This window comes from Pseudarthrobacter sp. NPDC080039, assembly GCF_040702335.1.
In the GTDB taxonomy this organism is placed as follows: Bacteria; Actinomycetota; Actinomycetes; order Actinomycetales; family Micrococcaceae; genus Arthrobacter; species Arthrobacter enclensis_A.
In genome coordinates this window covers 80,039-104,072 of record NZ_JBFBKY010000011.1, presented here as the reverse complement: position 1 = coordinate 104,072, position 24,034 = coordinate 80,039, and the positions used below count along the sequence as shown (strand labels likewise).

At 66.8% G+C, this 24,034-nt stretch carries 25 protein-coding genes and 2 riboswitches; of the genes, 16 read left to right on the top strand and 9 right to left on the bottom strand.

Going from position 1 to position 24,034, the window contains the following annotated elements; genetic code table 11:
• Nucleotides 1–10 precede the first annotated feature (10 nt).
• A complete protein-coding gene (locus AB0313_RS13620; protein WP_366306095.1) occupies nucleotides 11–781 on the bottom strand; it encodes a uracil-DNA glycosylase in 771 nt (256 codons plus the stop codon).
• 95 nt (nucleotides 782–876) lie between these two features.
• On the opposite strand from AB0313_RS13620, the gene AB0313_RS13615 reads away from it, so the two are divergent.
• The 6 genes from AB0313_RS13615 to AB0313_RS13590 all read left to right on the top strand — a co-directional run bounded on the left by AB0313_RS13615 (nucleotide 877) and on the right by AB0313_RS13590 (nucleotide 6,579).
• Nucleotides 877–1,206 (top strand): DUF3263 domain-containing protein, encoded by a 330-nt coding sequence (locus AB0313_RS13615; RefSeq protein WP_141943523.1) that lies wholly within the window; start codon nucleotides 877–879, stop codon nucleotides 1,204–1,206.
• A gap of 51 nt (nucleotides 1,207–1,257) precedes the next feature.
• Nucleotides 1,258–1,887, top strand: a complete 630-nt coding sequence (locus AB0313_RS13610) for a LytR C-terminal domain-containing protein (protein WP_366306093.1) — start codon at nucleotides 1,258–1,260, stop codon at nucleotides 1,885–1,887.
• Nucleotides 1,888–1,952: 65 nt separating this feature from the next.
• Complete coding sequence (locus AB0313_RS13605; protein WP_141943519.1) at nucleotides 1,953–2,159, top strand: cold-shock protein; 207 nt, start codon at nucleotides 1,953–1,955, stop codon at nucleotides 2,157–2,159.
• Entirely contained in the window at nucleotides 2,159–3,427 is a 1,269-nt protein-coding gene (locus tag AB0313_RS13600) for an ABC transporter substrate-binding protein (protein ID WP_366306109.1), read from the top strand. Before AB0313_RS13605 ends, AB0313_RS13600 begins: the two co-directional genes overlap by 1 nt.
• A gap of 289 nt (nucleotides 3,428–3,716) precedes the next feature.
• Nucleotides 3,717–5,351: a chaperonin GroEL gene (gene groL, locus AB0313_RS13595; protein ID WP_110543978.1), complete on the top strand. Its 1,635-nt coding sequence runs from the start codon at nucleotides 3,717–3,719 to the stop codon at nucleotides 5,349–5,351.
• Nucleotides 5,352–5,490: 139 nt separating this feature from the next.
• Nucleotides 5,491–6,579 carry a ribonuclease HI family protein gene (locus tag AB0313_RS13590; protein WP_141943515.1) on the top strand — a complete coding sequence of 363 codons (1,089 nt, stop codon included), beginning with the start codon at nucleotides 5,491–5,493 and terminating at the stop codon, nucleotides 6,577–6,579.
• Between the two features lie 13 nt (nucleotides 6,580–6,592).
• Here the strand turns inward: AB0313_RS13590 and AB0313_RS13585 are convergent, their stop codons facing one another.
• The 7 genes from AB0313_RS13585 to AB0313_RS13555 all read right to left on the bottom strand — a co-directional run bounded on the left by AB0313_RS13585 (nucleotide 6,593) and on the right by AB0313_RS13555 (nucleotide 14,252).
• Complete coding sequence (locus tag AB0313_RS13585) at nucleotides 6,593–6,880, bottom strand: WXG100 family type VII secretion target (RefSeq protein ID WP_141943513.1); 288 nt, start codon at nucleotides 6,878–6,880, stop codon at nucleotides 6,593–6,595.
• 127 nt (nucleotides 6,881–7,007) lie between these two features.
• Entirely contained in the window at nucleotides 7,008–8,531 is a 1,524-nt protein-coding gene (locus tag AB0313_RS13580; RefSeq protein WP_366306090.1) for a HAMP domain-containing sensor histidine kinase, read from the bottom strand.
• A 2-nt stretch (nucleotides 8,532–8,533) separates the two neighbouring features.
• Nucleotides 8,534–9,244, bottom strand: a complete 711-nt coding sequence (locus AB0313_RS13575) for a response regulator transcription factor (protein WP_141943509.1) — start codon at nucleotides 9,242–9,244, stop codon at nucleotides 8,534–8,536.
• A gap of 73 nt (nucleotides 9,245–9,317) precedes the next feature.
• Nucleotides 9,318–9,818 (bottom strand): DUF427 domain-containing protein, encoded by a 501-nt coding sequence (locus AB0313_RS13570; protein WP_141943507.1) that lies wholly within the window; start codon nucleotides 9,816–9,818, stop codon nucleotides 9,318–9,320.
• Nucleotides 9,819–9,870: 52 nt separating this feature from the next.
• Nucleotides 9,871–11,517 (bottom strand): DNA repair helicase XPB, encoded by a 1,647-nt coding sequence (locus AB0313_RS13565; RefSeq protein WP_141943505.1) that lies wholly within the window; start codon nucleotides 11,515–11,517, stop codon nucleotides 9,871–9,873.
• 13 nt (nucleotides 11,518–11,530) lie between these two features.
• On the bottom strand, nucleotides 11,531–14,008 hold the full coding sequence (locus tag AB0313_RS13560; RefSeq protein WP_366306087.1) for a helicase-associated domain-containing protein: 2,478 nt from the start codon (nucleotides 14,006–14,008) through the stop codon (nucleotides 11,531–11,533).
• Nucleotides 14,009–14,018: 10 nt separating this feature from the next.
• The gene (locus AB0313_RS13555) at nucleotides 14,019–14,252 is read right to left on the bottom strand and encodes a hypothetical protein (RefSeq protein WP_141943501.1); all 234 of its coding nucleotides are present in this window, start codon (nucleotides 14,250–14,252) and stop codon (nucleotides 14,019–14,021) included.
• 240 nt (nucleotides 14,253–14,492) lie between these two features.
• Here AB0313_RS13555 and AB0313_RS13550 point away from each other — a divergent pair, with 240 nt between their 5' ends.
• Together AB0313_RS13550 and AB0313_RS13545 are read left to right on the top strand one after the other, a co-directional pair.
• Nucleotides 14,493–14,876, top strand: a complete 384-nt coding sequence (locus AB0313_RS13550) for a cold shock domain-containing protein (protein ID WP_018762148.1) — start codon at nucleotides 14,493–14,495, stop codon at nucleotides 14,874–14,876.
• A gap of 6 nt (nucleotides 14,877–14,882) precedes the next feature.
• Entirely contained in the window at nucleotides 14,883–15,401 is a 519-nt protein-coding gene (locus AB0313_RS13545) for a DUF3027 domain-containing protein (RefSeq protein WP_141943499.1), read from the top strand.
• 62 nt (nucleotides 15,402–15,463) lie between these two features.
• Here the strand turns inward: AB0313_RS13545 and serC are convergent, their stop codons facing one another.
• A complete protein-coding gene (gene serC / locus AB0313_RS13540; RefSeq protein ID WP_141943497.1) occupies nucleotides 15,464–16,594 on the bottom strand; it encodes a phosphoserine transaminase in 1,131 nt (376 codons plus the stop codon).
• A 271-nt stretch (nucleotides 16,595–16,865) separates the two neighbouring features.
• Between serC and AB0313_RS13535 the strand changes: the two genes are divergently transcribed.
• The 8 genes from AB0313_RS13535 to AB0313_RS13500 all read left to right on the top strand — a co-directional run bounded on the left by AB0313_RS13535 (nucleotide 16,866) and on the right by AB0313_RS13500 (nucleotide 24,025).
• Entirely contained in the window at nucleotides 16,866–17,567 is a 702-nt protein-coding gene (locus tag AB0313_RS13535) for a metal-dependent transcriptional regulator (RefSeq protein WP_307310226.1), read from the top strand.
• 108 nt (nucleotides 17,568–17,675) lie between these two features.
• Nucleotides 17,676–17,918, top strand: a riboswitch (cyclic di-AMP (ydaO/yuaA leader).
• A gap of 4 nt (nucleotides 17,919–17,922) precedes the next feature.
• Entirely contained in the window at nucleotides 17,923–18,750 is an 828-nt protein-coding gene (locus AB0313_RS13530) for a peptidoglycan DD-metalloendopeptidase family protein (RefSeq protein ID WP_141943493.1), read from the top strand.
• A 112-nt stretch (nucleotides 18,751–18,862) separates the two neighbouring features.
• Nucleotides 18,863–19,057: riboswitch (cyclic di-AMP (ydaO/yuaA leader) on the top strand.
• Nucleotides 19,058–19,139: 82 nt separating this feature from the next.
• Nucleotides 19,140–19,808, top strand: coding sequence for an NlpC/P60 family protein (locus AB0313_RS13525; protein WP_141943491.1), 669 nt, complete (start codon nucleotides 19,140–19,142; stop codon nucleotides 19,806–19,808).
• 106 nt (nucleotides 19,809–19,914) lie between these two features.
• Nucleotides 19,915–20,676, top strand: coding sequence for an NlpC/P60 family protein (locus AB0313_RS13520; RefSeq protein WP_141943488.1), 762 nt, complete (start codon nucleotides 19,915–19,917; stop codon nucleotides 20,674–20,676).
• 280 nt (nucleotides 20,677–20,956) lie between these two features.
• A complete protein-coding gene (locus AB0313_RS13515) occupies nucleotides 20,957–21,457 on the top strand; it encodes an HNH endonuclease (protein WP_141943486.1) in 501 nt (166 codons plus the stop codon).
• Between the two features lie 68 nt (nucleotides 21,458–21,525).
• Nucleotides 21,526–22,257 carry an NTP transferase domain-containing protein gene (locus AB0313_RS13510; protein WP_366306082.1) on the top strand — a complete coding sequence of 244 codons (732 nt, stop codon included), beginning with the start codon at nucleotides 21,526–21,528 and terminating at the stop codon, nucleotides 22,255–22,257.
• Nucleotides 22,254–22,550, top strand: a complete 297-nt coding sequence (locus AB0313_RS13505; RefSeq protein ID WP_174237538.1) for a DUF6457 domain-containing protein — start codon at nucleotides 22,254–22,256, stop codon at nucleotides 22,548–22,550. The genes AB0313_RS13510 and AB0313_RS13505 overlap by 4 nt, the downstream gene beginning before the upstream one ends.
• Complete coding sequence (locus AB0313_RS13500) at nucleotides 22,547–24,025, top strand: molybdopterin-binding protein (protein WP_366306080.1); 1,479 nt, start codon at nucleotides 22,547–22,549, stop codon at nucleotides 24,023–24,025. The genes AB0313_RS13505 and AB0313_RS13500 overlap by 4 nt, the downstream gene beginning before the upstream one ends.
• Nucleotides 24,026–24,034 lie beyond the last annotated feature (9 nt).

The following is a 24,034-nucleotide window of genomic DNA, read 5'->3' as shown; positions in this document are numbered from 1 at the left end:
CAAGCCTAAGCTAGGGCGACGGCGGGAGCTCCCAGGTTACGTCCGGCGCACCTTGCTCCCGCAGCAGTTTGTTCACGCGGCTGAACGGCCTCGAGCCAAAAAATCCGCGCGAGGCGGACAGCGGGCTGGGATGGGCGCTGGCAACGGCGGGCGCCCCGGCCAGAAGCGGGTGGACAGTCTCGGCTTCCTTGCCCCACAGCACCGCCACCAGCGGCGCCCTTGACCCGTCCGGTGCCTTGCGGGCCGCCAACGCCGTGACTGCCGCCGTCGTGATCTCCTCCCAGCCCTTGCCCCGGTGTGAACCCGCGGCCCCGGCCCGGACGGTGAGCACCCGGTTCAGGAGCAGCACGCCCTGCTCCGACCATGCCGACAGGTCGCCGTGGACCCGCGGCGGAATCCCCAGGTCCGATTCCAGCTCTTTGTAGATGTTCACCAGGCTGCGGGGTATGGGCCGCACGTGCGGCTCGACGGAAAACGACAGCCCGACGGCATGTCCCGGCGTGGGGTAGGGATCCTGCCCCACGATGAGGACCTTCACGTCCTTGAGGGGCTGGCGGAAGGCGCGCAGGACGTTCGACGGCGCCGGCAGGACCTGGTGCCCGGCGGCTTCTTCCGCTGCAAGGAAGGACAGCACCTTCCGGAGTTGGGCCTCCACGCCGTGGAGCGCGTCGGCCCAGTCCGGGGCCATGAGCCCGGCCAGCGGCAGCTTGGCAAGGTCGGCGAAGCTGACGTCGTCCGCGGGGGACTGCTGGAGCTCGAACAGCGCATCCGATTCAAACATCGTTCCATTGTGGCAGGCACCCAAATGACACTGATGTTATTCGGCGGCTAGCATGGGGGGTAAGACATTTACCGTAACCAGCGAAGGAGCGTGCCGTGGCGGAACCGGCCCGGGAACACCTGCCGGAGCAGGAACCACGGAAGTCCCTCCTGGCGGATTTCAGCCTCCGCGAGTCCTCCCTCTCGGAGCGCGAACAGCAGATGCTGGCCTTGGAACGGCAGTGGTGGAAATACGCGGGAGCCAAGGAACAGGCCATCCGCGAACTGTTCGACCTCTCGGCGACCCATTACTACCAGCTCCTCAACGCCCTCATTGACCGCGAGGACGCACTGGCCCACGATCCCATGCTGGTCAAGAGATTGCGTAGACTACGTACGTCGCGCCACCGTGCGCGCACCGCCCGGCGCCTGGGATCCGACGCTTAAGACGCCCCAGTCCGGGACACCAGCCGCAATCAACAAGGATGTCCTTCCACCATGACCAGATACGCCCGCGATGAATTCGACAAGGTCCCGGAGGCCGCGTCGCGACAAGGTGTCCACCGGACGGCCTCGGCCCCGTCCCGCGTGCGGCTGTGGCCAATCCTGGCCGTGGGAGCGGCGGCCCTGGCCATCGGCCTGGTGTCCTTCCTGATCCTTCCCAAGCTCGGATTCAACACCACCGCCAGCCAGGCATCGGCCAGCGTGGAGTCGGCTCCGCTGGCAGGCACAGGATCCACCGCTTCGCCTGCACCGACCACACCGTCTGCCACGCAGTCTCCCTCTTCCGTGCCCAGCCAAAGCGACGTAGCCGCGCCTGAGCCCTCGGCGTCCGCAACCCCGCAGGCCGTCGTCGATAAGACCCAGCCAGTAGCCGTCTACAACGCGGCAGGTACCGCTGGCCTGGCCAGCCGGGTGGGCGCTGCCGTCCAGGCCGACGGGTGGCGGCTCGGCCCGGTGGGCAACTGGTCCGGCGCTCCGCAGAAATCCTCCGTGATCTTCTACGCCGGCCCCCAGCAACTGGCAAGCGCGCAGGCACTCGCTGCGCTGCTGAACATTCCCACCGTGGTGAACAGCACCCAATTCCAGGTACCGCTCGTGGTGGTGCTCGGCCCCGGTTACCGGTAGCCGAAACGCCCTCCAGTTACGCTGGTCCGGTCCCTCCCGGCACCCAACGGAAAGAGTTGTTCAACATGGCACTGGGAACCGTCAAATGGTTCAACGCTGAAAAGGGCTACGGCTTCATCACCGTTGACGGCTCCAGTGACGACGTGTTTGTCCATTGGTCGGCGATCCAGGGGGAGGGCTACCGCGCCCTTGAGGAGGGTCAGCGGGTGCAACTGGATATTGGAGAGGGCCAGAAGGGCCCCCAGGCCGAAAACGTCCGGCCCGTCCAGTGATGCCGGTCCATCGCCCCGCCGCCCGCGTCCGGACCGCGCTTGCCGTTTCGCTGGCAGCCGTCCTTTCCGTTACGGCATGCGCCGCCGCCGGGGGAAACGCCCGGGTTCAATCGGCCGAGGCCTCCGGCGATGGCGTCCTCCGCGTGGGCCTGCTCCTGGATAACACCGGCGCCAACGCCTTCCTCAACGCAGCCCAGCTGGCCGCTGCCAAAGTGGCCATCCAGGAGATCAATGCGGCGGGTGGCCACAAGGGGCGCCCGGTGGAGCTGCTCCCCGTGCATCCGGACCAGGACACCGCCGCCCAGGCCAAGGGCCTGGTGGACGCCAAAGCCGACGTAGCCATCGGGCCCACCGACTCGAGCGACGCAGCGGCCGCCACCGACGTCCTTTCCCGTGCACACGTACCGGTCATTTCACCGGCCAATACCGCTTCGGCGCTCTCCACCAGGGCCAGCGGCGGCTACTATTTCCGGACGGCCGCGGCCGACGTCGCACAGGGCCCCGTGCTGGCCAAACTCGCCAAGGACGGCGGCGCCGCCACCATCAGCGTGCTCTACCAGGAAGGCTCCTACGGCAGGGAGGTCTCCACTGCGGTCACGGAAGCCGCCCGGGGCTCCGGGCTGACGGTCCTGCCGGCAGTCGGCTTCAAGCCCGGGAACGTTGCCGACGCCGCGCACTCGGTGGCCAAAGCCAGCCCTGATGCTGTTGTCCTGGTCGCCCGTGACGGCGCCCAGGGCGCTTTGGCTGCGCTGCACAACGCCGGCGTTGCCGGTTCGAAGCTCATCCTCAGCGACGGCGGTTTCGCCCGTTACGGATCCGGGTTGGGGTCCGGCGTCCTTGACGGCGCCCGCGCCATTATCCCGGGCCAGCTGCCCACGGCCGCTTTCCAGGCAAAGCTCCTGGCGGTGGACCCTTCCCTCAAGGATGTCTCCTACGCCGCCGAAACCTTCGACGCCGTAACACTGGCGGCCCTGGCAGCCGCCCGCGCCCAGGACGACGCGGGCCGCTCCATAGCAGCCAACCTCATTCCCGTGTCCGGCGGAACGGGAATTCCCGGAGCCGGAACCCCGTCGGCCCCCTGCCTCAGCTACAAGGAGTGCCTGGGCGGACTTGCCGCTGGCCCGGACATCAATTACGACGGCGAATCCGGCCCGGTTGCCTTCGATTCCAATGGGGACATCACATCGGCCGTTTTTTCCGTCTTCAAATACGGGGCGGACAATAACCCCGTCCCCGCCGGCCGGGAGACGGCCGGACGCGCCGGCTGATCGCCCTGGGCGAAGCGCCCCTTGCAGAGCGTGCGCCAGGCGCCTTATCGCTTGCACTCTCACCTGGGGAGTGCTAATTATTGAGTTAGCACTCTGACGTACCGACTGCTAAGCAAAGCCTGGTCCCGGCCGGCGGCGCGCTGCACCGGTCGAGGAGCGAAAGAAACACCTTACTTCAGTGAGATCCCACCCCGGGGGCATACAGAGGCCGCCGTCAAAGGATCGTCCGTCGCGGGCACTGCAGCGAAGGTTCATTCTTAACGACTGTCCCGAAAGGACTATTGCCGTTATGGCCAAGATCATTGCATTTGATGAAGAGGCACGCCGCGGCCTTGAGCGTGGCCTGAACACCCTCGCCGACGCCGTTAAGGTCACCCTCGGCCCGCGTGGACGCAACGTCGTCCTCGAAAAGAAGTGGGGCGCCCCCACGATCACCAACGATGGTGTTTCCATCGCCAAGGAGATCGAGCTGGACGACCCCTACGAGAAGATCGGCGCAGAGCTGGTCAAGGAAGTTGCCAAGAAGACTGACGACGTTGCCGGTGACGGCACCACTACGGCAACGGTCCTGGCACAGGCACTGGTCAAGGAAGGCCTGCGCAACGTTGCAGCCGGCGCCGACCCGCTGTCCCTCAAGCGCGGCATCGAGAAGGCTGTTGAGGCCGTCACCGCCGAACTGCTGAACTCCGCCAAGGAAATCGAAACCAAGGAAGAGATCGCGGCCACGGCCTCCATCTCCGCCGGTGACGACGAGATCGGTGCCCTCATCGCCGAAGCCCTGGACAAGGTGGGCAAGGAAGGCGTCATCACGGTCGAGGAGTCCAATACCTTCGGCCTGGAGCTCGAGCTCACCGAAGGCATGCGCTTCGACAAGGGCTACATCTCCGCCTACTTCGTCACCGACGCAGAGCGCCAGGAGACGGTCCTTGAGGATCCCTACATCCTGATCGTCAACTCCAAGATCTCCAACGTCAAGGAACTGGTTGCTGTCCTGGAAAAGGTCATGCAGTCCAACAAGCCGCTGCTGATCATCGCCGAAGACATCGAAGGCGAAGCCCTGGCCACCCTGATCGTCAACAAGATCCGGGGCACCTTCAAGTCCGTAGCCGTCAAGGCTCCGGGCTTCGGCGACCGCCGCAAGGCCCAGCTGGCTGACATCGCTGTCCTCACCGGTGGCCAGGTCATCTCCGAGGAAGTTGGCCTCAAGCTGGAGAACGCCGGCCTGGAGCTCCTGGGCCAGGCCCGGAAGGTTGTTGTCACCAAGGACGAGACCACCATCGTCGAAGGTGCCGGCGACGCCGACCAGATCGCAGGCCGCGTTTCCCAGATCCGCGCCGAGATCGAGAACTCCGACTCCGACTATGACCGCGAGAAGCTGCAGGAACGCCTGGCCAAGCTGGCCGGCGGCGTTGCAGTCATCAAGGCAGGTGCGGCTACCGAGGTTGAGCTCAAGGAACGCAAGCACCGCATCGAGGACGCAGTCCGCAACGCCAAGGCTGCAGTTGAGGAAGGCATCGTCGCCGGTGGCGGCGTGGCCCTGATCCAGGCCGGTGCCAAGGCATTCGCCAACCTGCAGCTGTCCGGCGACGAAGCAACGGGCGCCAACATCGTCCGCGTTGCCATCGACGCCCCGCTGAAGCAGATTGCCTTCAACGCCGGCCTCGAGCCCGGCGTGGTTGTCGACAAGGTCCGCGGCCTGCCCGCAGGTCACGGCCTGAACGCAGCAACCGGTGAATACACCGACCTGCTGGCTGCCGGCGTCAACGACCCCGTAAAGGTGACCCGCTCTGCCCTGCAGAACGCGGCTTCCATTGCCGGCCTGTTCCTCACCACCGAAGCAGTAGTGGCTGACAAGCCGGAGAAGGCTGCTGCCCCTGCCGGCGGTGACGACATGGGTGGCATGGGCGGCATGGGCGGCTTCTAAGCTTCCCCGCCGGGACCTGTCCCGCCAGTTACAGAAAATGCGGCCCCCTCCTCGGAGGGGGCCGCATTTTTTCGTCGTCGCGTGGCCTGGGATGCCCCGGCGCCAGCCCATTGTCAGCTGCTTCTGGCAGGATGGACCGGTGACGATTACTGCAGCGGCTGACGGTTCGGCCTTGGGTAACCCTGGTCCGGCCGGTTGGGCCTGGTATGTGAATGATGATTGCTGGCGGGCAGGAGGGTGGCCGCACGGGACCAACAACCAGGGGGAGCTGATGGCTGTCCTTGATCTCCTGCGCGCCACCGCGCACCTGCCCGGGGAAGACCTGCGCATCCTGTGCGATAGCCAGTATGTGATCAACTCCATCACCAAGTGGATGCCAGGGTGGAAACGCAAGGGCTGGCGCAAGGCCGACGGAAAGCCCGTCCTGAACGTGGAACTGCTGAAGGAACTCGACCGGGAGCTTGCCGGCCGCATCTATACCTTTGAGTGGGTCAAGGGCCATGCCGGGCATGACCTCAACGAGGCCGCCGATGAACGGGCCAGGGCTGCCGCCACGGCATACCAGCAGGGAGTGGCGGCAAGGTCGGGGCCTGGATTCCCCGGCGGGCACCACCCGGGCGCACAGCAGGCGGACCCGCGCCGGCAGGCAGCCTCGATGCGCACTGTGAACGCGCAGCAACCATCCGGTGTGGGCCTGCCCGCCACGCTGGATATTCCGGGCCAGCCGGCCGCCGCCCCATCCACGCGGTCCGGTGGAAACGCACCTGCAGGCGGCACGGGGCGGCCCACTCCCGGCCCGGTCTCTGCCTTCGAGGAACTCGACCTGTTCAGCGAACTGGACGATGAGGCCCTTGAAGTGGCTGAGGCAACGGGGCAGGGAGGTGCCATCCCGCCGGAGGCGCTGGTGGAAGAGCTCGAACGCGAGCTGCTGGGGCCGCTGGTGCGCGGGGACATCGGCCGCACCGCTGTCCTGCTCCACCCGGACTTCATGGAGATCGGCAGTTCGGGAAGGGTCTGGACCCGCGACGCGATGATGATGGCATTGGAAGAAGACCCCGGCGAACGTACCGACATCGAGATCCTCGGTGCTGAGCGCATCGGCACCGGCGCGGTACTGCTGACCTACCGAAGCTTTGCCCGCTCCGGCACGACGCTCCGCAGCTCGCTGTGGGTCCTGGACGGCGGCCGGTGGCGGCTGCGCTTCCACCAAGGCACGCCGGAGGCGTAATAGGGGCACACCGTCAGCTGAAGCGCTGCGTATTTCCCTGCTCCGCCTGGGCATAGGTAGCGGCCGCGGAGGCCAGTGCCGCATTGATGGACGCCAGGGAGGCCTCCACACGGCCCTGGGTGATGGTCCATTCGGTGATCAGGGCCTGGAAGTTGGTGGCTGCCGATCCGCGCCATGAGCCCTGCAGTTCATCGAGGCCCCGCTTCATGGTCTGCACGTCGGTGCTGATCCGGTCCACGGTTGCCTGCACGCTGGCGGACTTCACCTGAAGCAGTTCGGTATCGACGGAAATGATGCTCATGGCTGTGCCTTTCACTACGCTCACTGCGGCGGGAGGGTAGGCAAGGCGTACCGCCCCCGGGCCCGGCGGTTCCGGACTGCTGGGACGAGCCTACGGAGCATCCGCACGCGCCTCCATGATGGGAAGGCTATATGTGGATAACCGACCCGTCGCTGCCCTTGGCCCGGGCAGTACTGCCGTGCGCTTCTTCCTGCCCGTCGCCGTCCTCCTGCCCGTCGCCGGGCCGTGGTGTGTCTTCCCGACGCGGAAGGCTGACCACCAGGGTGGCGCCCCCGCCGTCGGTCTTTTCCACCCGGACGGAGCCGCCGTGGGACCCAACGATGGCGGCGACGATGGCAAGGCCAAGGCCGCTGCCGCCCGTCTCCCGGGTGCGGGACGTGTCAGCCCGGTAAAAGCGTTCAAAAACCTTCGCCGCATCATCTTCCGAGATCCCGGGCCCGTGGTCCCGTACCTCGATGACGGAGCGCTCCTCGCCGTCGTCCGCCCGCACCCCGACCGCAAGCTCGATCGGGCTGCCCTCGGGGGTGTAGCGCAAGGCGTTGCCCACCAGGTTGCCCACCACTTGGCGCAGTTTGGCCTCATCCCCCAGCACGGGGGCCGGTGCCGCCGTTCCGCCGTCGAGCCCGGTTAGCGTGATCACCCTGGAACGGTCGCTGGCCTGGGTGTCCACCACGGCGTCATGGGCTATGAGCTGGAGGTCCACCGGTTTCTGCTGCAGCGGCCGCTGCTCGTCAAGCCGGGCCAGCAGGAGCAGGTCCTCAACCATGGAGCCCATGCGCTTGGCTTCGCTTTCAATCCGGTTCATCGCCGTGGCCACGTCGTCGTCCGTGGCCAGGGCGCCATGGCGGTAAAGCTCGGAGAATCCACGGATGGTTACCAGGGGAGTGCGCAGTTCGTGCGATGCGTCGGCGGCGAATCGGCGCATCCTTGCCTCGGAAGCGGTCCTGGCCGCAAAAGCTGTCTCGATATGCGCCAGCATGGCGTTCAGGGAGCTGCTGAGCCGGCCCAGTTCGGTGGTTGGGTTCTCCACCTCCACGCGGCGGGAGAGGTCCCCGGCGGCGATTGCCGCTGCAGTCTTTTCCACCCTGGCAAGCGGCCGGAAGGCCCGCGAGACGGTCCAGCTGGCAATGAGCGAGGCCAGCAGCAGCGTCAGCAGTCCTACCCCGGTAACCACCAGGGTGGCATGCTTGAGGACGTCGTCGACGCTCTCCAGGGGCAGCCCGATGACCACGACGGCGGTGGACTGGCCGTTCTGGACCGTCACCGCCACAACCCGCCAGTTTTCGCCGTCTGTTCCGCGGACCTGGAAGGGAGCAAGTCCGCGCGCCTGGGCCTGGTCCACGCTGATGGCGCTGATGTCCGGATGGTCGTCCGGATCGCCGCCGAACGTGTACGGCTGCTCGCCCGGGGCGAAGAGCATCAGGGAATAGTCGGTGGGAATCGAGCTGGGTGCCTGCAGTTGGGTGAACGAGCGCTGCTTCCGGGCAGAGTCGACCGCGGCATTCAGCTTGTCGTCCACCTGGCCCTGGAGGTAACTGTGGAGCAGCGTCAACGTCACCGCCCCGGTGACCGTCAAGGCCACGATCAGCAGCGCCATGATCATGGCCACCAGCTGCGACCTGAGCGAGGCCGACTTCCACCGCTTCAGCAAGGTCAGCGCTTTTCAGCCGTCCGCAGCACGTAGCCTACGCCGCGCTTGGTCTGGATCAGGGCCGGCGCCTCGGGGTCGATATCGACCTTGCGCCGCAGATAGGAGATGTAGGACTCCACGATGGACGCGTCACCGTTGAAGTTGTACTCCCAGACGTGGTCCAGGATCTGCGACTTGGACAGCACCCGGTTGGGATTGAGCATGAGGTAACGAAGCAGCTTGAACTCGGTAGGGGAGAGTTCGATGACGGTGCCGCCGCGCCGCACCTCGTGGGCATCGTCGTCGAGCTCGAGGTCGTCCACGCGGATGATCGCGTCGTCATCCAGCAGGGGCTGCGTCCGGCGGAGCACCGCCCTGATGCGCGCCACTACTTCATCCAGGCTGAAGGGTTTGGTGACGTAATCGTCGCCGCCCACCGTCAGGCCGGTGACTTTATCCTCTGTGTCGTCCTTGGCCGTGAGGAACAGGACGGGGAAGTGTTTTCCGGAGGCCCGCAGCCGGCGCGTGACGGTGAAGCCGTCCATGTCGGGAAGCATGACGTCCAGTACGGCCAGGTCAGGAGCCTGCGTATCGGCGGCAGCAAGGGCGTCACGCCCGTTCGCGGCTGAGACCACTTCAAAGCCTGCGAACCGCAGCGACGTGGAGAGGAGCTCGCGGATGTTGGGTTCGTCGTCGACGACGAGCAGCCTGGCTTCTGGACCGTTCTTGTTCATGCTCCCATCATGCTCCCAGTCTCTGGGAGTTGTCTGGATATTCGTTGTGAGCATGATGATGGTGCGCTTGTACTTACCAGTCCATCGTTCCGGGCTCTCCCTTGAAGGGCCCCACCACGCGGCTGGTGATCCAGCCGCCGTAGAAACGTCCCGGCTGCGCGGTGACCCGTTCTCCGTCCACCTCGCAGTAGTCCATCCTGGCCGGGTAGACGGCCACCCTGCCGGCCAGCGCCTCGAACCCGGCAGCGGGCTCGGGGTAGGACCAGGCGGCGCCCTCGGCCTCCTTCCCGCCGCCGCGCACGGTCAGGTACATTGCCGCGCCCTTGAACTCGCAGAAGCTGCTGCCCGCGGCGTGCTCCAGTGTGCCGGGCGCAAAAGCCGATAGCGGGAGGTAGTAGACCGGAGGATGGCTGGTCTCCAGGACCCGCAGGGAATCCGTGGTGTCAAGGATCAATTCGCCGCCCAGGACGATCCGGATCCGTTCGCTGCTGGGTTCGATCCGTGGCGGCCGCGGGTAATCCCAGACCGACTCCTGGCCGGGCCCGGGGACGGCCCGAACGATTCTCATAGTCATGCTTCCAGTGTGCGACCGAGCCGTGCTTTCCGCACCAGGGAATGCACGCCGCCTAATCAGTGGCGTGCACGTCCTTCGCGTCCATGATCCTGTAGGCGTACCCCTGTTCGGCCAGGAACCTTTGGCGCTTGGCAGCGAAGTCCTGGTCCAGGGTGTCCCGTGCCACCAGGGAGTAGAACCGAGCGGCGCGGCCGTCCTTTTTGGGCCGCAGCAGCCGGCCCAATCTCTGCGCCTCTTCCTGCCTGGACCCAAAGGAACCTGAGACCTGGATGGCCACGGAGGCCTCAGGCAGGTCGATGGAGAAGTTGGCCACCTTGGACACCACGAGTGTCTGCAGCTCGCCCGCGCGGAACGCGTCAAACAGCTTCTGCCGCACCTTGACGGACGTGTCGCCCTTGATCACCGGCGCGTCCAGGCGCTCGCCGAGTTCGTCCAGCTGGTCGATGTATTGCCCGATCACCAGCAACTGCTCACCGGCGTGCCGGGCCACCAGCTGCTCCACCACCTGGGTCTTGGATTCCGAGGTGGCGCACAGCCTGTATTTGTCCGCGTCGTCGGCCATGGCATAGGCAACCCGCTCATCCTGCGGCAGATCGACGCGGACCTCCACGCAATCCGCCGGCGCGATGTAGCCCTGGGACTCGATGTCCTTCCAGGGCGCGTCATACCGCTTGGGCCCGATCAGGCTGAAGACCTCGCCTTCCCGGCCGTCCTCCCGGACCAGGGTGGCGGTCAGTCCGAGCCGCCGGCGCGCCTGCAGGTCCGCAGTCATCCGGAAAATGGGGGCCGGCAGGAGGTGGACCTCGTCGTAGATGATCAGTCCCCAATCGTGCCCGTCCACGAGTTCAAGGTGCGGGTAGATCCCGCCGCGCTTGGTGGTGAGGACCTGGTACGTGGCGATCGTCACCGGGCGGACCTCCTTCAGGGCACCGGAGTACTCGCCAACTTCGTCTTCGGTGAGGGACGTCCGGCGGAGCAGTTCATCCTTCCACTGCCGGGCCGCCACCGTGTTGGTGACCAGGATCAGGGTGGTGGTGGAGCCGGTGGCCATGGCCGCGGCCCCCACCAGGGTCTTCCCTGCACCGCAGGGGAGCACCACCACCCCGCTGCCGCCGGCCCAGAAGTTTTCGCTGGCAAGGCGCTGGTACGGGCGCAGTGCCCACCCGTCCTCGTTGAGGGATATCAGGTGCGGGGTGCCGTCCACGTAGCCGGCCAGGTCCTCCGCCGGCCAGCCCAGTTTCAGCAGCAGTTGCTTGAGCTGCCCGCGCTGTGAGGCGTGGACCACCACCGTCTCGCCGTCGATCCTTGGTCCGAGCAGCGGCGCGATCTTCTTGGCCCGGATGACTTCCTCCAGCACGGGATAGTCATCGGTGCGCATGACCAGGCCGTGCCTCGGGTCCTTTTCGAGGCGCAGCCGGCCGTAACGGGACATGGTTTCGGCCACGTCCACCAGGAGCGAATGCGGCACGGGAAAACGGGAGTACTTCAGGAGTGCGTCCAGCACCTTTTCCGCGTCCAGTCCGGCGGCCCTGGCATTCCAAAGGCCCAGCGGGGTCAGGCGGTAGCTGTGCATGTGCTCGGGGGCCCGCTCCAGTTCCGCGAACGGCGCGATGGCGTGCCGCGCCTCGGTGGCCAGTTCGTGGTCCACCTCGAGGAGGATGGTCTTGTCGCTCTGGACGATCAGGGGTCCGTCGGTCACGCGGGGGATTCCTTTACTGGTGCAGTTCCTCTGCAGCCTCGATGTCGATGATGCGGTGGACGGACAGGACCCGTTCGGTGTCCCGGGCAGGATCGAACACGCGGACGCGGCCGCCGCTCACAGATAACGGAACAACGATCTCCAGGCTGGCATTCCCCAGGTTGTCCACCACGTTCATCTGGATCCGCTGCTTGAGCCGGATGGCCCTCTGCAGGGCCTCAAGCCCCAGCTGGGTGGCTGCCTCGCTGCCGGCCCCCGCGCCAGGGGAATGCCCGACGGCGCCGCCCGCCCTGCGGAGGACGTCCAACTGGGCTTCAACATCCTCGGCCGGGGGCGCCATCCGCGGGGCGGTATAGACCGGGCGGAGGTTCTCCCGGGGTGCCGACTGGTGGCGGAGCTGCCCGGGAGTCCCAGGGCCATCGACGGAGGGGGACAGGCCCAAGTTGCGGAGCGCGGCGGCAAGTTCACGGGGCTGGGCGGTGGACGTGACCACCGTCGGGGCGAGCATGGCCAGGCCAAGCTGGGCAGCTTTGGGCCCCGCCACGAGGTCCCGGAGCGCGGCCTCGTCCTCACTCTGGATGAAGCTGACGGACTGTCCCACACGGAGCCTGCCGTGCCGGGACGCGGTGTCTTCCACGAGGTATTCCAGCGGCTGCGGAACGGCGGTGGCCGAGTGTTCGCGGAGGAACGCCAGGAGTCCGCCGGCATCGTAGCCGTGGTCCAGTGCCCGCTTGATCGACTCGGCGGAGAAACGGTAGATGGTGGCCGGGCCTTGTCCTTCGGCATCGGCCATCACCAGGAGCTTCTCCGTCAGTTCGGGGGAGAGGTAGCCCGGGGCCACCGCGGTCAGGTCCGCCTGCAGGAGCACATGGTTGAGGGCAGCGGGCAGGTGTTCGCCCAAAATGGCCAGGGCGGCGTCGGGATCGTCTGCGGCGAAGGCGCTGCCCAGCTGGCTCAGGGCGCCCGACCCCACCAGGCCCAGCATTTCGGCTTCGGAAAGGACGCCGCGGATCAGGGAACTGAAGCGCCGCGCCATCCGCGGCTGGGACCATTCCGCGCGCTGCAGGACGGCGGCGGCATCAAGGACGGGTGCGGCGCCGTCCCCCTCAGCCGCTTCCCGGGTCAGCTCGTCCAGGATCTCAAGGATGCGCTTGCGGACCACGGGGGCGTCGGGCCGCTGCGCGCCGGCGGACAGCGCCGGGATGGTCGTGCCCGAGGCGGACCTGCCGGCTGGGGCCCCGGGGGCCGGGTTTACCGGTTGGCCCACCATCGATGGCACGCGTTCGCTCGCCAGCCAGGCGTTCACCAGCCACAGCCATTGTTCCTGCCGCGGAAGCACCAGCCACTCGAGTTGCGGCGGCTGCACCCACGACGAGGAGTCGACGTCCAGGTGGATCAGACCGGCCAGGCCGCACAGTTCCAGCAGGCGGCCCACCGTTGCCTGCTCAACCCGCAGAATGTCCGCCAGCCGGCGCAACTCACGGACACCCACGCCGCCGGTGCGCAGCGTCGGCAGTGGGTGCCCTGCAACGGCGTGAAGCAGTTCGGACACCAGCCGCAGGGTTTCCGAGATTGCGCTCAGGGCCGCGTTCCGGCGCAGTGCCGCGGTGGTCCGGCCGAGCTCCGGAACCGGCGGTGCAAGGGTGAAGTCGTCAATGATCGCGCCGCCGCGAAGGGCAAGTCCCACGCTGTGCGGCAGTTCCACATGGGCCGCGTCCAGCGGCACCAGCAGTCCGCGGGCAAGGAGCCAGTCAATGGGCCCGACGTCGGCCCCTTCCGACGTGACCGATGCCTTGCGTTGCGCCTGGGGGACCGCACCCATGGCCCAGTTCCGGAACTTGGCAAGCAGCGCCGCCGTGCGCTCCGGAGCGTGGGCGAGGATGTCCTGCAGTGCCGCCGGAGAGGACGTCCAGTGCTGCAGCGACAGCGCGGCTTCCATGGGGGTGGTGGCGTTATGGACGGCAAATCCGGTGCGGTGCAGTTCCGAGACCAGCTGTACTGCCCGCTGCGCGAACGCCGGCTGCAGGCGGACCAGTTCCGTGTAGCTGCGGCCCAAGCCGGCAGGGTAGATGCCCACCACGTCCTTGAGGGAGCCCACGGGCAGGTAGAAGCGCTGCCCGGCGGAAGTGGAAGGGGTGCCGTGCGGGGGAGCGGCCGGATGTACCAGGGCAAGCTCCTGCAGGGTCCGCAGGATCTCCTCGATGACGGCCAGGGACGAACCGCGGATCAGGTGGTGCAGGCCCTCCGCGGAGGTGCTGTGCCCGGTGTCGGTGTTGGTGCACAGGTGCAGGGTTTCCAGGACCTGCATCTGTGGCCGGTTGAGCCGCTCAAGCGCCCGCTGGACGCTGACCCGGGAAGTGGCGCGTGCGGCCAGGGCGGCGAAGTCCGGAACAGAGGGGGAAATCAGGTCCGGCCGCGCGGCGAAGAGGGCACGCAGCGAATCGTCGGTGCGTGCCTCCAGGTCCTTGCCGAGCGCACGAATAAGGGACATCAGTCCAACGTTACCGCTGCCCGGCCCTTCCGGACCGGCGCCGGGCTGCCACACCGTCCAGGACCAGCAGGAGCATCAGGATGAAGGCCACCGGCAGTCCGTAGAGGGCGGCATAGGTGATCCACGTCGGGGCCGCGGACCCGGCGAACGCAAGGGCCATGACGGTTCCCACGGCCACAAGGGAAAGCACGGCAATAACAGCGGCAAGGACCATCAGCGGCCGCCGGTAACGCAAGGAGGTCATGGTCGTAACGCTACAGCGGCCAGGTGGCTGCCAGCGAAGCCGGGCCTGCGGGCGGGGGCTGCGTGCCTTGCGCCTGGGGCGGAACAATGCCTTCGGAAGCATGAACTGGGCACGCGGCAGGATAACCTTGAAGGATACAGACCAACACGGTTTGCGCGTGCCATACCTTGAACCCGCACAACAATGCGGATGCGGTGGCAGGCGGCCGTGTCTCATGACAGAACGAAGAAGGTTGATTACGTGCCTACCGGCAAGGTCAAGTGGTATGACAAGGATAAGGGCTTTGGGTTCCTGGCGGGGGAAGACGGCCAGGAGGTATTCCTGCCGAAGTCGTCGCTGCCCGAGGGCGTAACGGAGTTGAAGGCCGGAACCCGGGTGGAGTTTGGCGTGGCGGATGGCCGCAAGGGGGCCCAGGCGCTGGGCCTGCGGGTGCTGGACAAGACCCCGTCCATTGCCAAGGCCAAGCGCCCCAGCGCCAAGGACCTCGCTCCGCTGGTGCAGGACCTGGTGACCGTCCTGGACAACCTTTCCGGGACCCTGTCCAAGGGCAAGTACCCGGATGGCAACAAGGGCAAGGCCATCGCGGCCGCCCTGCGCAAGGTTGCCGACGAGCTGGACGTCTAAGCGCCGATGAATCCCCAATCTGACCAGCCGGGCACGCCAGTGCAGGAGCAGGGTGCCAAGACTCCGCCCAAGCGCAAGGCAGGCGTGCCGGTCTGGCGTACGGGCAAACCGGACGCCTTCCTGGCCGCTGCGGTTGATGCTGCCCGGACCGCGGTGGAAAGCATCACGCCCGCCGCCACGGTCGGAGCGCACCTGGCTGCCAAGAGCGAAGGGGACCGGCTGGTCACCCACCTGTTCGAGTCCCGGTTGCCCGGTTACGCCGGCTGGCAGTGGTACGCGGTACTGACCCGCAACTCGCGCTCCAAGGTGGTCACGGTCAACGAGCTGGGCCTGCTCCCGTCCGAGGATTCCATCCTTGCGCCGGAGTGGGTGCCGTGGGCTGAACGCGTCCGACCCGAGGACGAGCAGCAGCAGGAACCCGAGGACGGACAGCAGGAAGAATCCTCCGCAGTGGGAGATGGGTCTGCGGACGAAGGGCGGTCCGACGACGGCGCGGAGCCTTCGGACGGGGCAAGGACTTCCTGACCACACGCAAACGGCGCCGCCCGGGACCAACCCGGGCGGCGCCGTCGTACGTTAACCGGCTGCTACTTGCGCAGTTCGCCCACCACATAGTCGATGCTGGCCAGCAGAGCCGACACGTCGTCGGGCTCGATGGCCACGAAGGTGGCGATGCGCAGCTGGTTGCGGCCCAGCTTGCGGTAGGGCTCGGTGTCCACGATGCCGTTGGTGCGCAGGACCTTCGCCACGGTGGCAGCATCCACCGATTCGTCGAAGTCGATGGTGGCAATGACGTTGGAGCGTTCCTCGGGCTTGGCCACGAACGGGGCGGCAAATTCGGACGCTTCCGCCCAGCTGTAGATCCGGCCGGCCGAATCGGCGGTGCGGGCCGCCGCAAAGTCCAGGCCGCCGCTTGCGTTCAGCCACTGGACCTGGGCGTCCAGGGTTACCAGGGTGGACAGCGAAGGCGTGTTGTAGGTCTGGTTCAGGCGGGAATTGTCGATGGCCGTCTGGAGGTCCAGGAAGTCCGGGATCCAGCGGCCGCCGGCTTTGATGCGGGCGGCGCGATCCAGGGCGGCGGGGGAGAAGAGGCCGAGCCACAGGCCGCCGTCTGAGGCGAAATTCTTCTGGGGCGCGAAGTAGTAGACATCGCTTTGGGCAACGTCCACGTCCAGGCCGCCGGCAGCCGAGGTGGCATCAATCAGGACCAGCGAGCCCTCGTCGGCTCCGGACACCCGCCGGACCGGGGCGGCAACGCCCGTTGAGGTCTCATTCTGCGGCCAGGCGTAGACGTCCACGCCGGACTCCGCCTGGGCTGCGGGCCGCGTGCCCGGTTCGGACTTGATGATGGACGATGCGTCCAGGAAGGGTGCCTTGTTGGTGGCTGCAGCGAACTTCGACCCGAACTCGCCAAAGGACAGGTGCTGGGCTTTCTTCTCCACGAGGCCGAAGCTCGCGACATCCCAGAACGCGGTGGAGCCGCCAACGCCGAGGACCACCTCGTAGCCCTCCGGGGCGCGGAAGAACTGGCTCAATCCTTCACGGATGGACCCCACCAGGTTCTTCACCGGTGCCTGGCGGTGGGAGGTGCCCAGAATGGTCTTGGATGCTGCGGCCAGGGCATCGATCTGTTCCTGCCGGACCTTTGACGGGCCGGCCCCAAACCGCCCGTCTTTAGGCAGGAGGTTGGCAGGGATCGTGATGCTGGTGTCGCTCACAGGTGCTCCAATTCGGCAGGGACGGGGGCTTTGGTCCGGACGGTCTGGTGAAGGGTTGCCGTCGGCGGCGGCTGCGCTGTTGGCCCTCCCATTCTGCCTGAATAGTCGCGGCGCGCGGGAACCGGCTGCTTCAAAGTCCAGACACTGAGACAGGACACCCTCGGCTATTCGGAGTAAGTCAAAATAGGCTAAGCTTTTCCCCGGACTACCTCGCGGGAACAGGCGGTACGGTGGGACAACGCAAGGTACTGCGCTCGAGGAGCTGAGCTGGATGACGGATCTGATCGACACTACGGAGATGTACCTCAGGACCATCCTGGAGCTTGAGGAAGAGAACATCGTTGCCCTGCGGGCCCGTATCGCCGAGCGTCTGCGCCACTCCGGGCCCACGGTTTCCCAGACCATCGGCAGGATGGAACGTGACGGACTCGTGGTGGTCTCCGGCGACAGGCACCTGGAACTGACGGACACGGGCCGCAAGCGGGCCACCGAGGTAATGCGGAAGCACAGGTTGGCCGAACGCCTGCTTGCCGACGTCATTGGTCTGGACTGGGCCTACGTCCACGACGAGGCCTGCCGCTGGGAGCACGTCATGAGCGAGCGGGTGGAGCGGCGGATCTACGAGATGCTGGACCGGCCCACTGAGTCTCCGTACGGCAATCCCATTCCGGGGCTCGCAGCCCTCGGCGGACAACCGGGACCCGGCTTTGCCGATGGCGCCATCAGCCTCGTGGAAGCGATGAAGAACTACGGCCCTGCCTCCGGGGTAACCATCAGCCGGCTGGCCGAACCGATCCAGGTGGAGCCGGAACTGCTGGCACAACTGGACGAAGGTGGCATCCGGCCCGGCGCTGCCGTGGCGCTTGAGCGTGTAGGCGACTACATCTCCGTCCGGGTGCCGGGTATTGAAGGCGCACTGGAACTCCCGCCGGAGGTCGCAGCCCATGTTTTCGTCGCCGTCCGCCAGTCCTGACCGGGGCAGTTCATACCCCGTGACAGCCCTTCCACGCAAAGATAACGGAATTGTTACCTAGGGTCTTTAGCCCCTATAGTGGAAGCAATCGTTGATACTTAAGCGTTACCTGATCCGGAGCCGAGCTCTGCCAGCGGATCAGGTGAACGAGTCGTAACTGGCAGAGGCGGGGGAACCACAACCGGCAGCGGGGGACTGCCTTGGGGTGAAGTCCGTCAGCAGCAAGCCTCTCCAGTGAAGGATTCTTCCGGGAATACCCCTGTGCCGAAGCTTGCCGGTGGCGGGCCGGGTCTTTGATCTCTCTGACCCGAATCCGACAGCTAACTCCGCAGGCTTCTCCAGAGAGGAACCCTTCTTGACCACGCAGACCCCCAGGGGACGCCGCCGCGCGGCCGGCCCCCCTTCGGCAGCCCGGATTGTCGAAGGTGCCGCAACGGAGCGCCCCCGCGACCTCCACCGCGATGCCCGGCGCAGGCGGGGTCCGTTCCGGCAGATGACGGAGTTTGCCGCCGCCAGCGGCATAGGCCAGAAGGCCGGGATTGCCCTTGCCGCCACCGGTCTAGCCCTGACAGTCGCCATGCCCGCCACGAGTCCGGTTATGGCGACGGATGCGGCCGGCTCCGCCCCCCTGGCGGCATCGTCGGTCAGTCCGCAACCCCAGATTTCCGCGGATATTGGCGCTCAAATCGATTTCAGCCGCTCTGCAGTGGTGACCCAGGCGGACCCGGACGGGAAGCTCAAGCAGCTCCTCAGCGCCCAGTCGGCCGGCTCCGTGACCCGCGCGGCTTCCGCCGGCACGCTCTCGGCACCGCTCGCCTCGCTTGTGACCGCCTCCCCCTTCGGTTACCGGGTCAGCCCCATTACCGGAGGCGCCGGCGACTTCCACCGCGGGCAGGACTTCGTGGCCCAATGCGGGACGCCTGTTATGGCTGCCGCAACGGGAACCGTGACTTTCGCAGGCTGGCACCAGTTCGGCGGCGGAAACCGTGTGGTCATAGACCACGGCAACGGGCTGGAGACCACCTACAACCACCTGTCGTCCTTCAACGTCAAGGTGGGGCAGACCGTGTCCAGGGGAGACGTTGTGGCCCTGAGTGGTACCACAGGCGCCTCCACGGGATGCCATCTGCACTTTGAGGTCCAGGTGAACGGCGAAGTGGTCGATCCGATGGGTTGGCTGTAACCGTATGATTGCCAACTCTCAGATCCGGGTAACGTGCCGTGACCTGAATGTGACATTCAAGCAGAACTCCTGTACCGTCTAACTTGCGTCAACTTTTCCGAAGTTGACGCTCTTGAGTGGATTGCCTAACTCTGCCACCGCTCAAGGTCCGTTCGCATTTCATCGTCTGGCAGGGGCGGGGGAACCAATTTTTGGCCTTCTCTCCAGAAGGCCTTGGGGTTAAGTCACAAGCTTCCCAGGAAGCTTGTGACCGGGTGACTCCCATCCGAATCCGACAGCTCACCTCGCAGGCATTGGGAGAGGCTACCTTCGTGTCTTCACGCCATCATTCTGCGCGCCACCGTGCCCAAACGGTGCGCACCAACCCCTTGGATGCCGTATCCAGGGCCATGACTGCAAACGCCGGAACCGTAGGGCGCCAGGCTGCCGTTGTGGCCGCCGCATCGGGCCTGGTTCTGAGCATGGGCCTGCCGGCCACTGCAGCTGACACCACTGCCGGTGTCTCCGCTTCCACCGAGTCCGGTTCGGCGCAGACGTCGCTCGCCGTGACCGCCGCCCCCACCGCCACGGTTTCCTTTGAACGGCCCACCGTCAAGACCACCGCTGCTCCGGCTCCCGAGCCCCAGGTCGCCGTGCAGGAAGCTGCCCCCGCAGCCCAGCCGGCTGCGGGTGCAAAGGTCACGGCAGCCGTTGCCACCGGCTCTGCTCCTGCCGCACAGCCTTCCGCCAGCGGCAAGGGTGCTGCCATCCTGGCCGCGGCCTACGCCCAGCTGGGCGTGATGCAGGACTGCACCATGCTGGTCACCAACTCCCTGGCCGCCGTCGGAATCCACTTCCACGACTGGCCTGCCGGTTACCTCTCCCTGGGCCGCACGGTCAGTGCAGCCGAGGCGCAGCCGGGCGACCTCATCTACTACGCCAACGGCGGCTCCGGAATGGCCCACATCGCTGTGTACGCCGGTAACGGCATGGCTGTCCACGGCGGCTTCAACGGAAACCAGACCGTGGTGTTCAGCGCCAACGTCGGTTCCGGCCCCGTCTTCATCCGCGTTTCCTAATAGCTAACCCCCGTTCGGGACGCGCCGGCATGCCCCCAAGATGCCGGCGGGTCCAACTCCCTCTGCCCGGCCACAGCCGCCTGAGGAAAAACGAAAGAGAGAACTGATGACGACTCGTGCTACCGCACGGCACCGCGCCGAGGTCACCAAAACCAACTCAATCGCTGTTATCGCCAAGGCTGTCACCGACAACGCCGGCGGAATGGGCCGTCAGGCCGCTGTGATTGCCGCCGCTTCCGGTCTGGTCCTGACCAGCGGCATCGCCGCAAATGCCGCTGATGCCAACGCCAAGCGTGATTCCGCGCCGGCGTCCGCCATGGAAGTTGAATCCGCCGTCGACGCGCCGATTTCTGCGGCTTCCACCATCGCCATCAGCTTCGAGAAGCCGGCTGTGACCACGACGCCGGCTCCCGTCGCTGAGCCCGAGCCCCAGGTTGCGGTGCAGGAAGCTGCCCCCGCAGCCCAGCCGGCTGCCGCTCCGAAGGTCACGGCCACGCTTGCCTCTGCTCCGGCCGCTCCTGCCGCCCACCCTTCCGCCAGTGGCAAGGGTGCTGCCATCCTGGCCGCGGCCTACGCCCAGTTGGGCGTGGTGCAGGACTGCACCATGCTGGTCACCAACTCCCTGGCTGCCGTCGGAATCCACTTCCACGACTGGCCTGCCGGTTACCTCTCCCTGGGCCGCACGGTCAGTGCAGCCGAGGCGCAGCCGGGCGACCTCATCTACTACGCCAACGGCGGCTCCGGAATGGCCCACATCGCTGTGTACGCCGGTAACGGCATGGCTGTCCACGGCGGCTTCAACGGAAACCAGACCGTGGTGTTCAGCGCCAACGTCGGTTCCGGCCCCGTCTTCATCCGCGTCAGCTAGGCATTCCCGCTGCCGGCCTGAACGGACGCCGGCCAAAGGATCGCCGCGGGGACCCCTGCCAATGAGGCAGGGGTCCTTTTGTCGTTAAAATCTCCCGGCCGGTCGCGTTCACTCGACCTCCCGCCCCGGCCGCCAAGTCGCCGGAGAGGCCCGCCGAGTGGGCGATTACCTGATTTTGCACTTCTTTGTTTACTCTTGTGATGTCGATCCATAGCCCGGACATGCCGAGGGCAGCCGGCCCTCGTGCCCCTGACGGGTGCGGCCGTGAAGAGGTAAGTGCATGCGCACTCTCGTTCTGAATGCTGGATATGAACCGCTGGCGGTAATCACCTTCCGCCGGGCGCTGGTGCTTGTGCTCACGGGCAAGGCGAGCGTTGTGGCCGAAGGGGACGACCCCGTCGTGGGCCCAACCGACGTCCTTGGGCGCCCGTCCGTGATCCTCCTCAACAGATACATCCGGCCCCGGTATAACCACTCCACGGCGGTCAGCCGCAGGGGCGTGCTCCGGCGCGATGGACACAAATGTGCGTACTGCGGTAAGGCGGCGCACACGATCGACCACGTGCACCCAAAGTCACGTGGCGGGGCCGATTCGTGGGAGAATCTGGTGGCCGCCTGCCTGCGCTGCAACAACGTCAAGGGTGACCACACCCCTGCTGAGATGGGTTGGACCCTGCGGTTTGTGCCCGAGCCGCCGCGGGGAACGATTTGGCAGATCAAGGAACTCGAGAAGCCAACCCCGGCATGGGATCCCTTCCTGCTTCCCGAGCGCGCTGCCTGACCCCTCCTGCGGCCAGCGGAGCGTCTGGTCCTGCGGCCAGCGGAGCGTCTGGTCGCTAGGCTGGGTGAATGGAAGCGAGCAGGCTGGTTTTTGATGCCCTGGTCCTGGCTGGTGGACGTTCTTCGCGGTTGGGTGGCGTCCCCAAGCAGTCGCTGGTCTTCCGGGGCCAGACGCTGCTGGAGCGCGCCGTGGCTGCGTCGGCGGGCGCCCGCCGAACTGTCGTGGTAGGCGGAATTGATTTTCTGCGGGCCAGCGACTCTACCGAAGCCCCTCTCGCTCCGCCGTCCTGGGCGTCCGGCCTGCTGACCTGCCGGGAGGAACCACCATTTGCCGGCCCCGCAGCTGCCATCGCCGCCGGCCTGGCCACCCTTGCGGACAATGCGGAACCGGCACCGCACACCCTGGTGCTGGCCTGCGACATGCCGCTGGCGGCCGGGGCCGTGTCAGCACTGCGCGACGCACTTGCCGACTGCCCTGACCCGGCACTGGCCGGGGGAGCCGCCGGCCGGGGCGTCATGGCCAGGGACGAGGGCGGCAGGGTCCAGCCCTTGGCAGCTTTTTATAGCACGGAAGAGTTAAACAGGGCATGCAGGGAGTTGGCCGCACGCAAAGCTTTGGTCAACGCGTCCGTCCGTGCGCTCCTTGCTAGTCTGGACGTGCAGCTAGTCACAGTCCCCGCCGGGTCCACCTCCGATGTGGATACCTGGGAGGATGCTGCCGCGCTGGGGATCGCCGCCGGGAACCAGCGCGGAAGCCAGGACCGGCGCGCAGGCGGAGCTAACGTGGGAGGCAATACGTGAAAAGCCAGGACGAAACGCTGGAAGAGTGGTGCAGGGCGCTCCTCCAGGCCTACAAGCTTGAGGACGTCCAGGTGGACGTCAATGCGGTGCTGTCACTTGCAGGCGTCGCCGCCCATGCCGTCGTCCGGCCTGCAGCTCCGCTCACCACCTTCATTGCCGGCTTCGCCGCGGGCCTGGCCGCTGCCCCGGGCAGGGAAATGGACTCCGCTTCCATGGATTCGGCGCTGGCCGTAGCGCGTTCCCTGGCAGCTGATTACGGCAAGGAAGCCACCGCCGGGACTCCCGGCGAATGACGGCAGGACCCCTGAGCCGTCCCCAGGTTCCGCCGGGGACGGAAGCGTCAGTCCCGGCCGGAGAATCCGGACCTGCAGAAGCCAGCATCGACGGGGCAGCGTCAGTGGATGCCGGCCACGGCGAAGCTGAACCCCATCACACTGCCCACCATCACGCTGCCCACACGTGGGAAGAGGCAAGGCGAGCGGCATACGACGCCGCCACTCCCATCCCTTCTGGGCCCGTGGCATTGGGGGCGGCCCTGGGCCGCAGGCTGGACCAGGACATCGTGGCACGTCAGGACATGCCGCATTACGCTTCTTCGGCGATGGACGGCTGGGTGGTTAATGGAAGCGGCCCGTGGATTCCGGTGGAGCCTGGTACCAGGTTGGCGCCGCACCAGGCGAGTCCCATAGCCACGGGAGGGCTGATCCCTCCCGGCGGCAAGGCAGTCCTCCGGACGGAGAGCGCCGTCCTTGGCCGGGACGATGACGGCCTGCCTGTCCTGATGACCGGGGGCAAGGCGCGGCCAGGGGAGCCCCGCGCCGGCGAACACATCAGGAAGGCCGGGGAGGAAGCCCTTGAAGGGGACATCCTGGTCAAGGCAGGGGTAGAACTCAACCCCGCCCATCTGGCATTGGCAGCCCTGGCCGGCTACGACGAAGTGCAGGTCCAGGGAAAGCCCGTGGTGCGCCTGGTGCTGACCGGGGCCGAGGTGGTGGAACGCGGTACCCCTGCCCCCGGACAGGTGCGCGACACGTTCGGCCCGCAATTGCCTGATGTCGTTTCCATGCTGGGAGGCATTCCTGCGGGACAACAGCGGATCGGCGACTCGTATGGTGAATGGCTCGCAGCGCTCGAAGACGTGGTGCCGGGGCTGCCGGACGCACCCGACCTGCCTGCCGACGTCGTCATCACCACCGGGGGTACTGGCCGTTCGGGAACGGACCACCTCCGGCGCGCAGTGGCTGAACTTGGCGGCCGGCTGGTCATCGACGGCGTGGCCATGCGGCCGGGCCATCCCGCGGTCCTCGCCGAACTTCCGGACGGGCGCTTTGTCCTGGGGCTGCCCGGCAACCCCCTGGCAGCCATGATGGCCCTCTCCACCGTAGGCGCCCCGCTGCTCGCCGCCCTGGGCCACCGTGCAATGCCCGCGGTGGAGGAAGTTCCCTGCGGGACGATGATCGAACCCGACCCCGGCCGTACCAGGCTCATGCCCTTCCGCCTGCTGTACGGCATGGCCGCCCCGGCACAGCACACAGGGCCCGGGATGATGCGCGGGCTGGCCGCTGCCGACGGTGTCCTGGTGGTGCCGCCGCACGGTGTGCAGCTGGGTGAGGCGGTGCCTGCCTTTGCCCTGCCTTGGGGGCCACCGATCCAGGGGGCGCAGGAAAAGCCGGCGAAACCGAAACCGCGAAGCAATGCCCGGACCGGACAAACCAAAGGCAAGCCGGCCGCAAACGAACCCGTGGACTGGAGCGCGCTCCTGGGCTGAAGCGCTTGG

Excerpts from the sequence above, each read along its gene's own strand:
- AB0313_RS13575 (WP_141943509.1), bottom strand. The coding sequence starts at position 9,244 with ATGAACAAGAACGGTCCAGAAGCCAGGCTGCTCGTCGTCGACGACGAA.
- AB0313_RS13555 (WP_141943501.1), bottom strand. The coding sequence starts at position 14,252 with ATGACCTCCTTGCGTTACCGGCGGCCGCTGATGGTCCTTGCCGCTGTT.
- AB0313_RS13600 (WP_366306109.1), top strand. The coding sequence starts at position 2,159 with ATGCCGGTCCATCGCCCCGCCGCCCGCGTCCGGACCGCGCTTGCCGTT.
- AB0313_RS13525 (WP_141943491.1), top strand. The coding sequence starts at position 19,140 with ATGACTGCAAACGCCGGAACCGTAGGGCGCCAGGCTGCCGTTGTGGCC.
- AB0313_RS13605 (WP_141943519.1), top strand. The coding sequence starts at position 1,953 with ATGGCACTGGGAACCGTCAAATGGTTCAACGCTGAAAAGGGCTACGGC.
- AB0313_RS13585 (WP_141943513.1), bottom strand. The coding sequence starts at position 6,880 with ATGAGCATCATTTCCGTCGATACCGAACTGCTTCAGGTGAAGTCCGCC.
- AB0313_RS13535 (WP_307310226.1), top strand. The coding sequence starts at position 16,866 with ATGACGGATCTGATCGACACTACGGAGATGTACCTCAGGACCATCCTG.
- AB0313_RS13500 (WP_366306080.1), top strand. The coding sequence starts at position 22,547 with ATGACGGCAGGACCCCTGAGCCGTCCCCAGGTTCCGCCGGGGACGGAA.
- AB0313_RS13570 (WP_141943507.1), bottom strand. The coding sequence starts at position 9,818 with ATGACTATGAGAATCGTTCGGGCCGTCCCCGGGCCCGGCCAGGAGTCG.
- AB0313_RS13610 (WP_366306093.1), top strand. The coding sequence starts at position 1,258 with ATGACCAGATACGCCCGCGATGAATTCGACAAGGTCCCGGAGGCCGCG.
- AB0313_RS13545 (WP_141943499.1), top strand. The coding sequence starts at position 14,883 with ATGAATCCCCAATCTGACCAGCCGGGCACGCCAGTGCAGGAGCAGGGT.
- AB0313_RS13620 (WP_366306095.1), bottom strand. The coding sequence starts at position 781 with ATGTTTGAATCGGATGCGCTGTTCGAGCTCCAGCAGTCCCCCGCGGAC.
- AB0313_RS13510 (WP_366306082.1), top strand. The coding sequence starts at position 21,526 with ATGGAAGCGAGCAGGCTGGTTTTTGATGCCCTGGTCCTGGCTGGTGGA.
- AB0313_RS13515 (WP_141943486.1), top strand. The coding sequence starts at position 20,957 with ATGCGCACTCTCGTTCTGAATGCTGGATATGAACCGCTGGCGGTAATC.
- AB0313_RS13520 (WP_141943488.1), top strand. The coding sequence starts at position 19,915 with ATGACGACTCGTGCTACCGCACGGCACCGCGCCGAGGTCACCAAAACC.
- groL (WP_110543978.1), top strand. The coding sequence starts at position 3,717 with ATGGCCAAGATCATTGCATTTGATGAAGAGGCACGCCGCGGCCTTGAG.
- AB0313_RS13560 (WP_366306087.1), bottom strand. The coding sequence starts at position 14,008 with ATGTCCCTTATTCGTGCGCTCGGCAAGGACCTGGAGGCACGCACCGAC.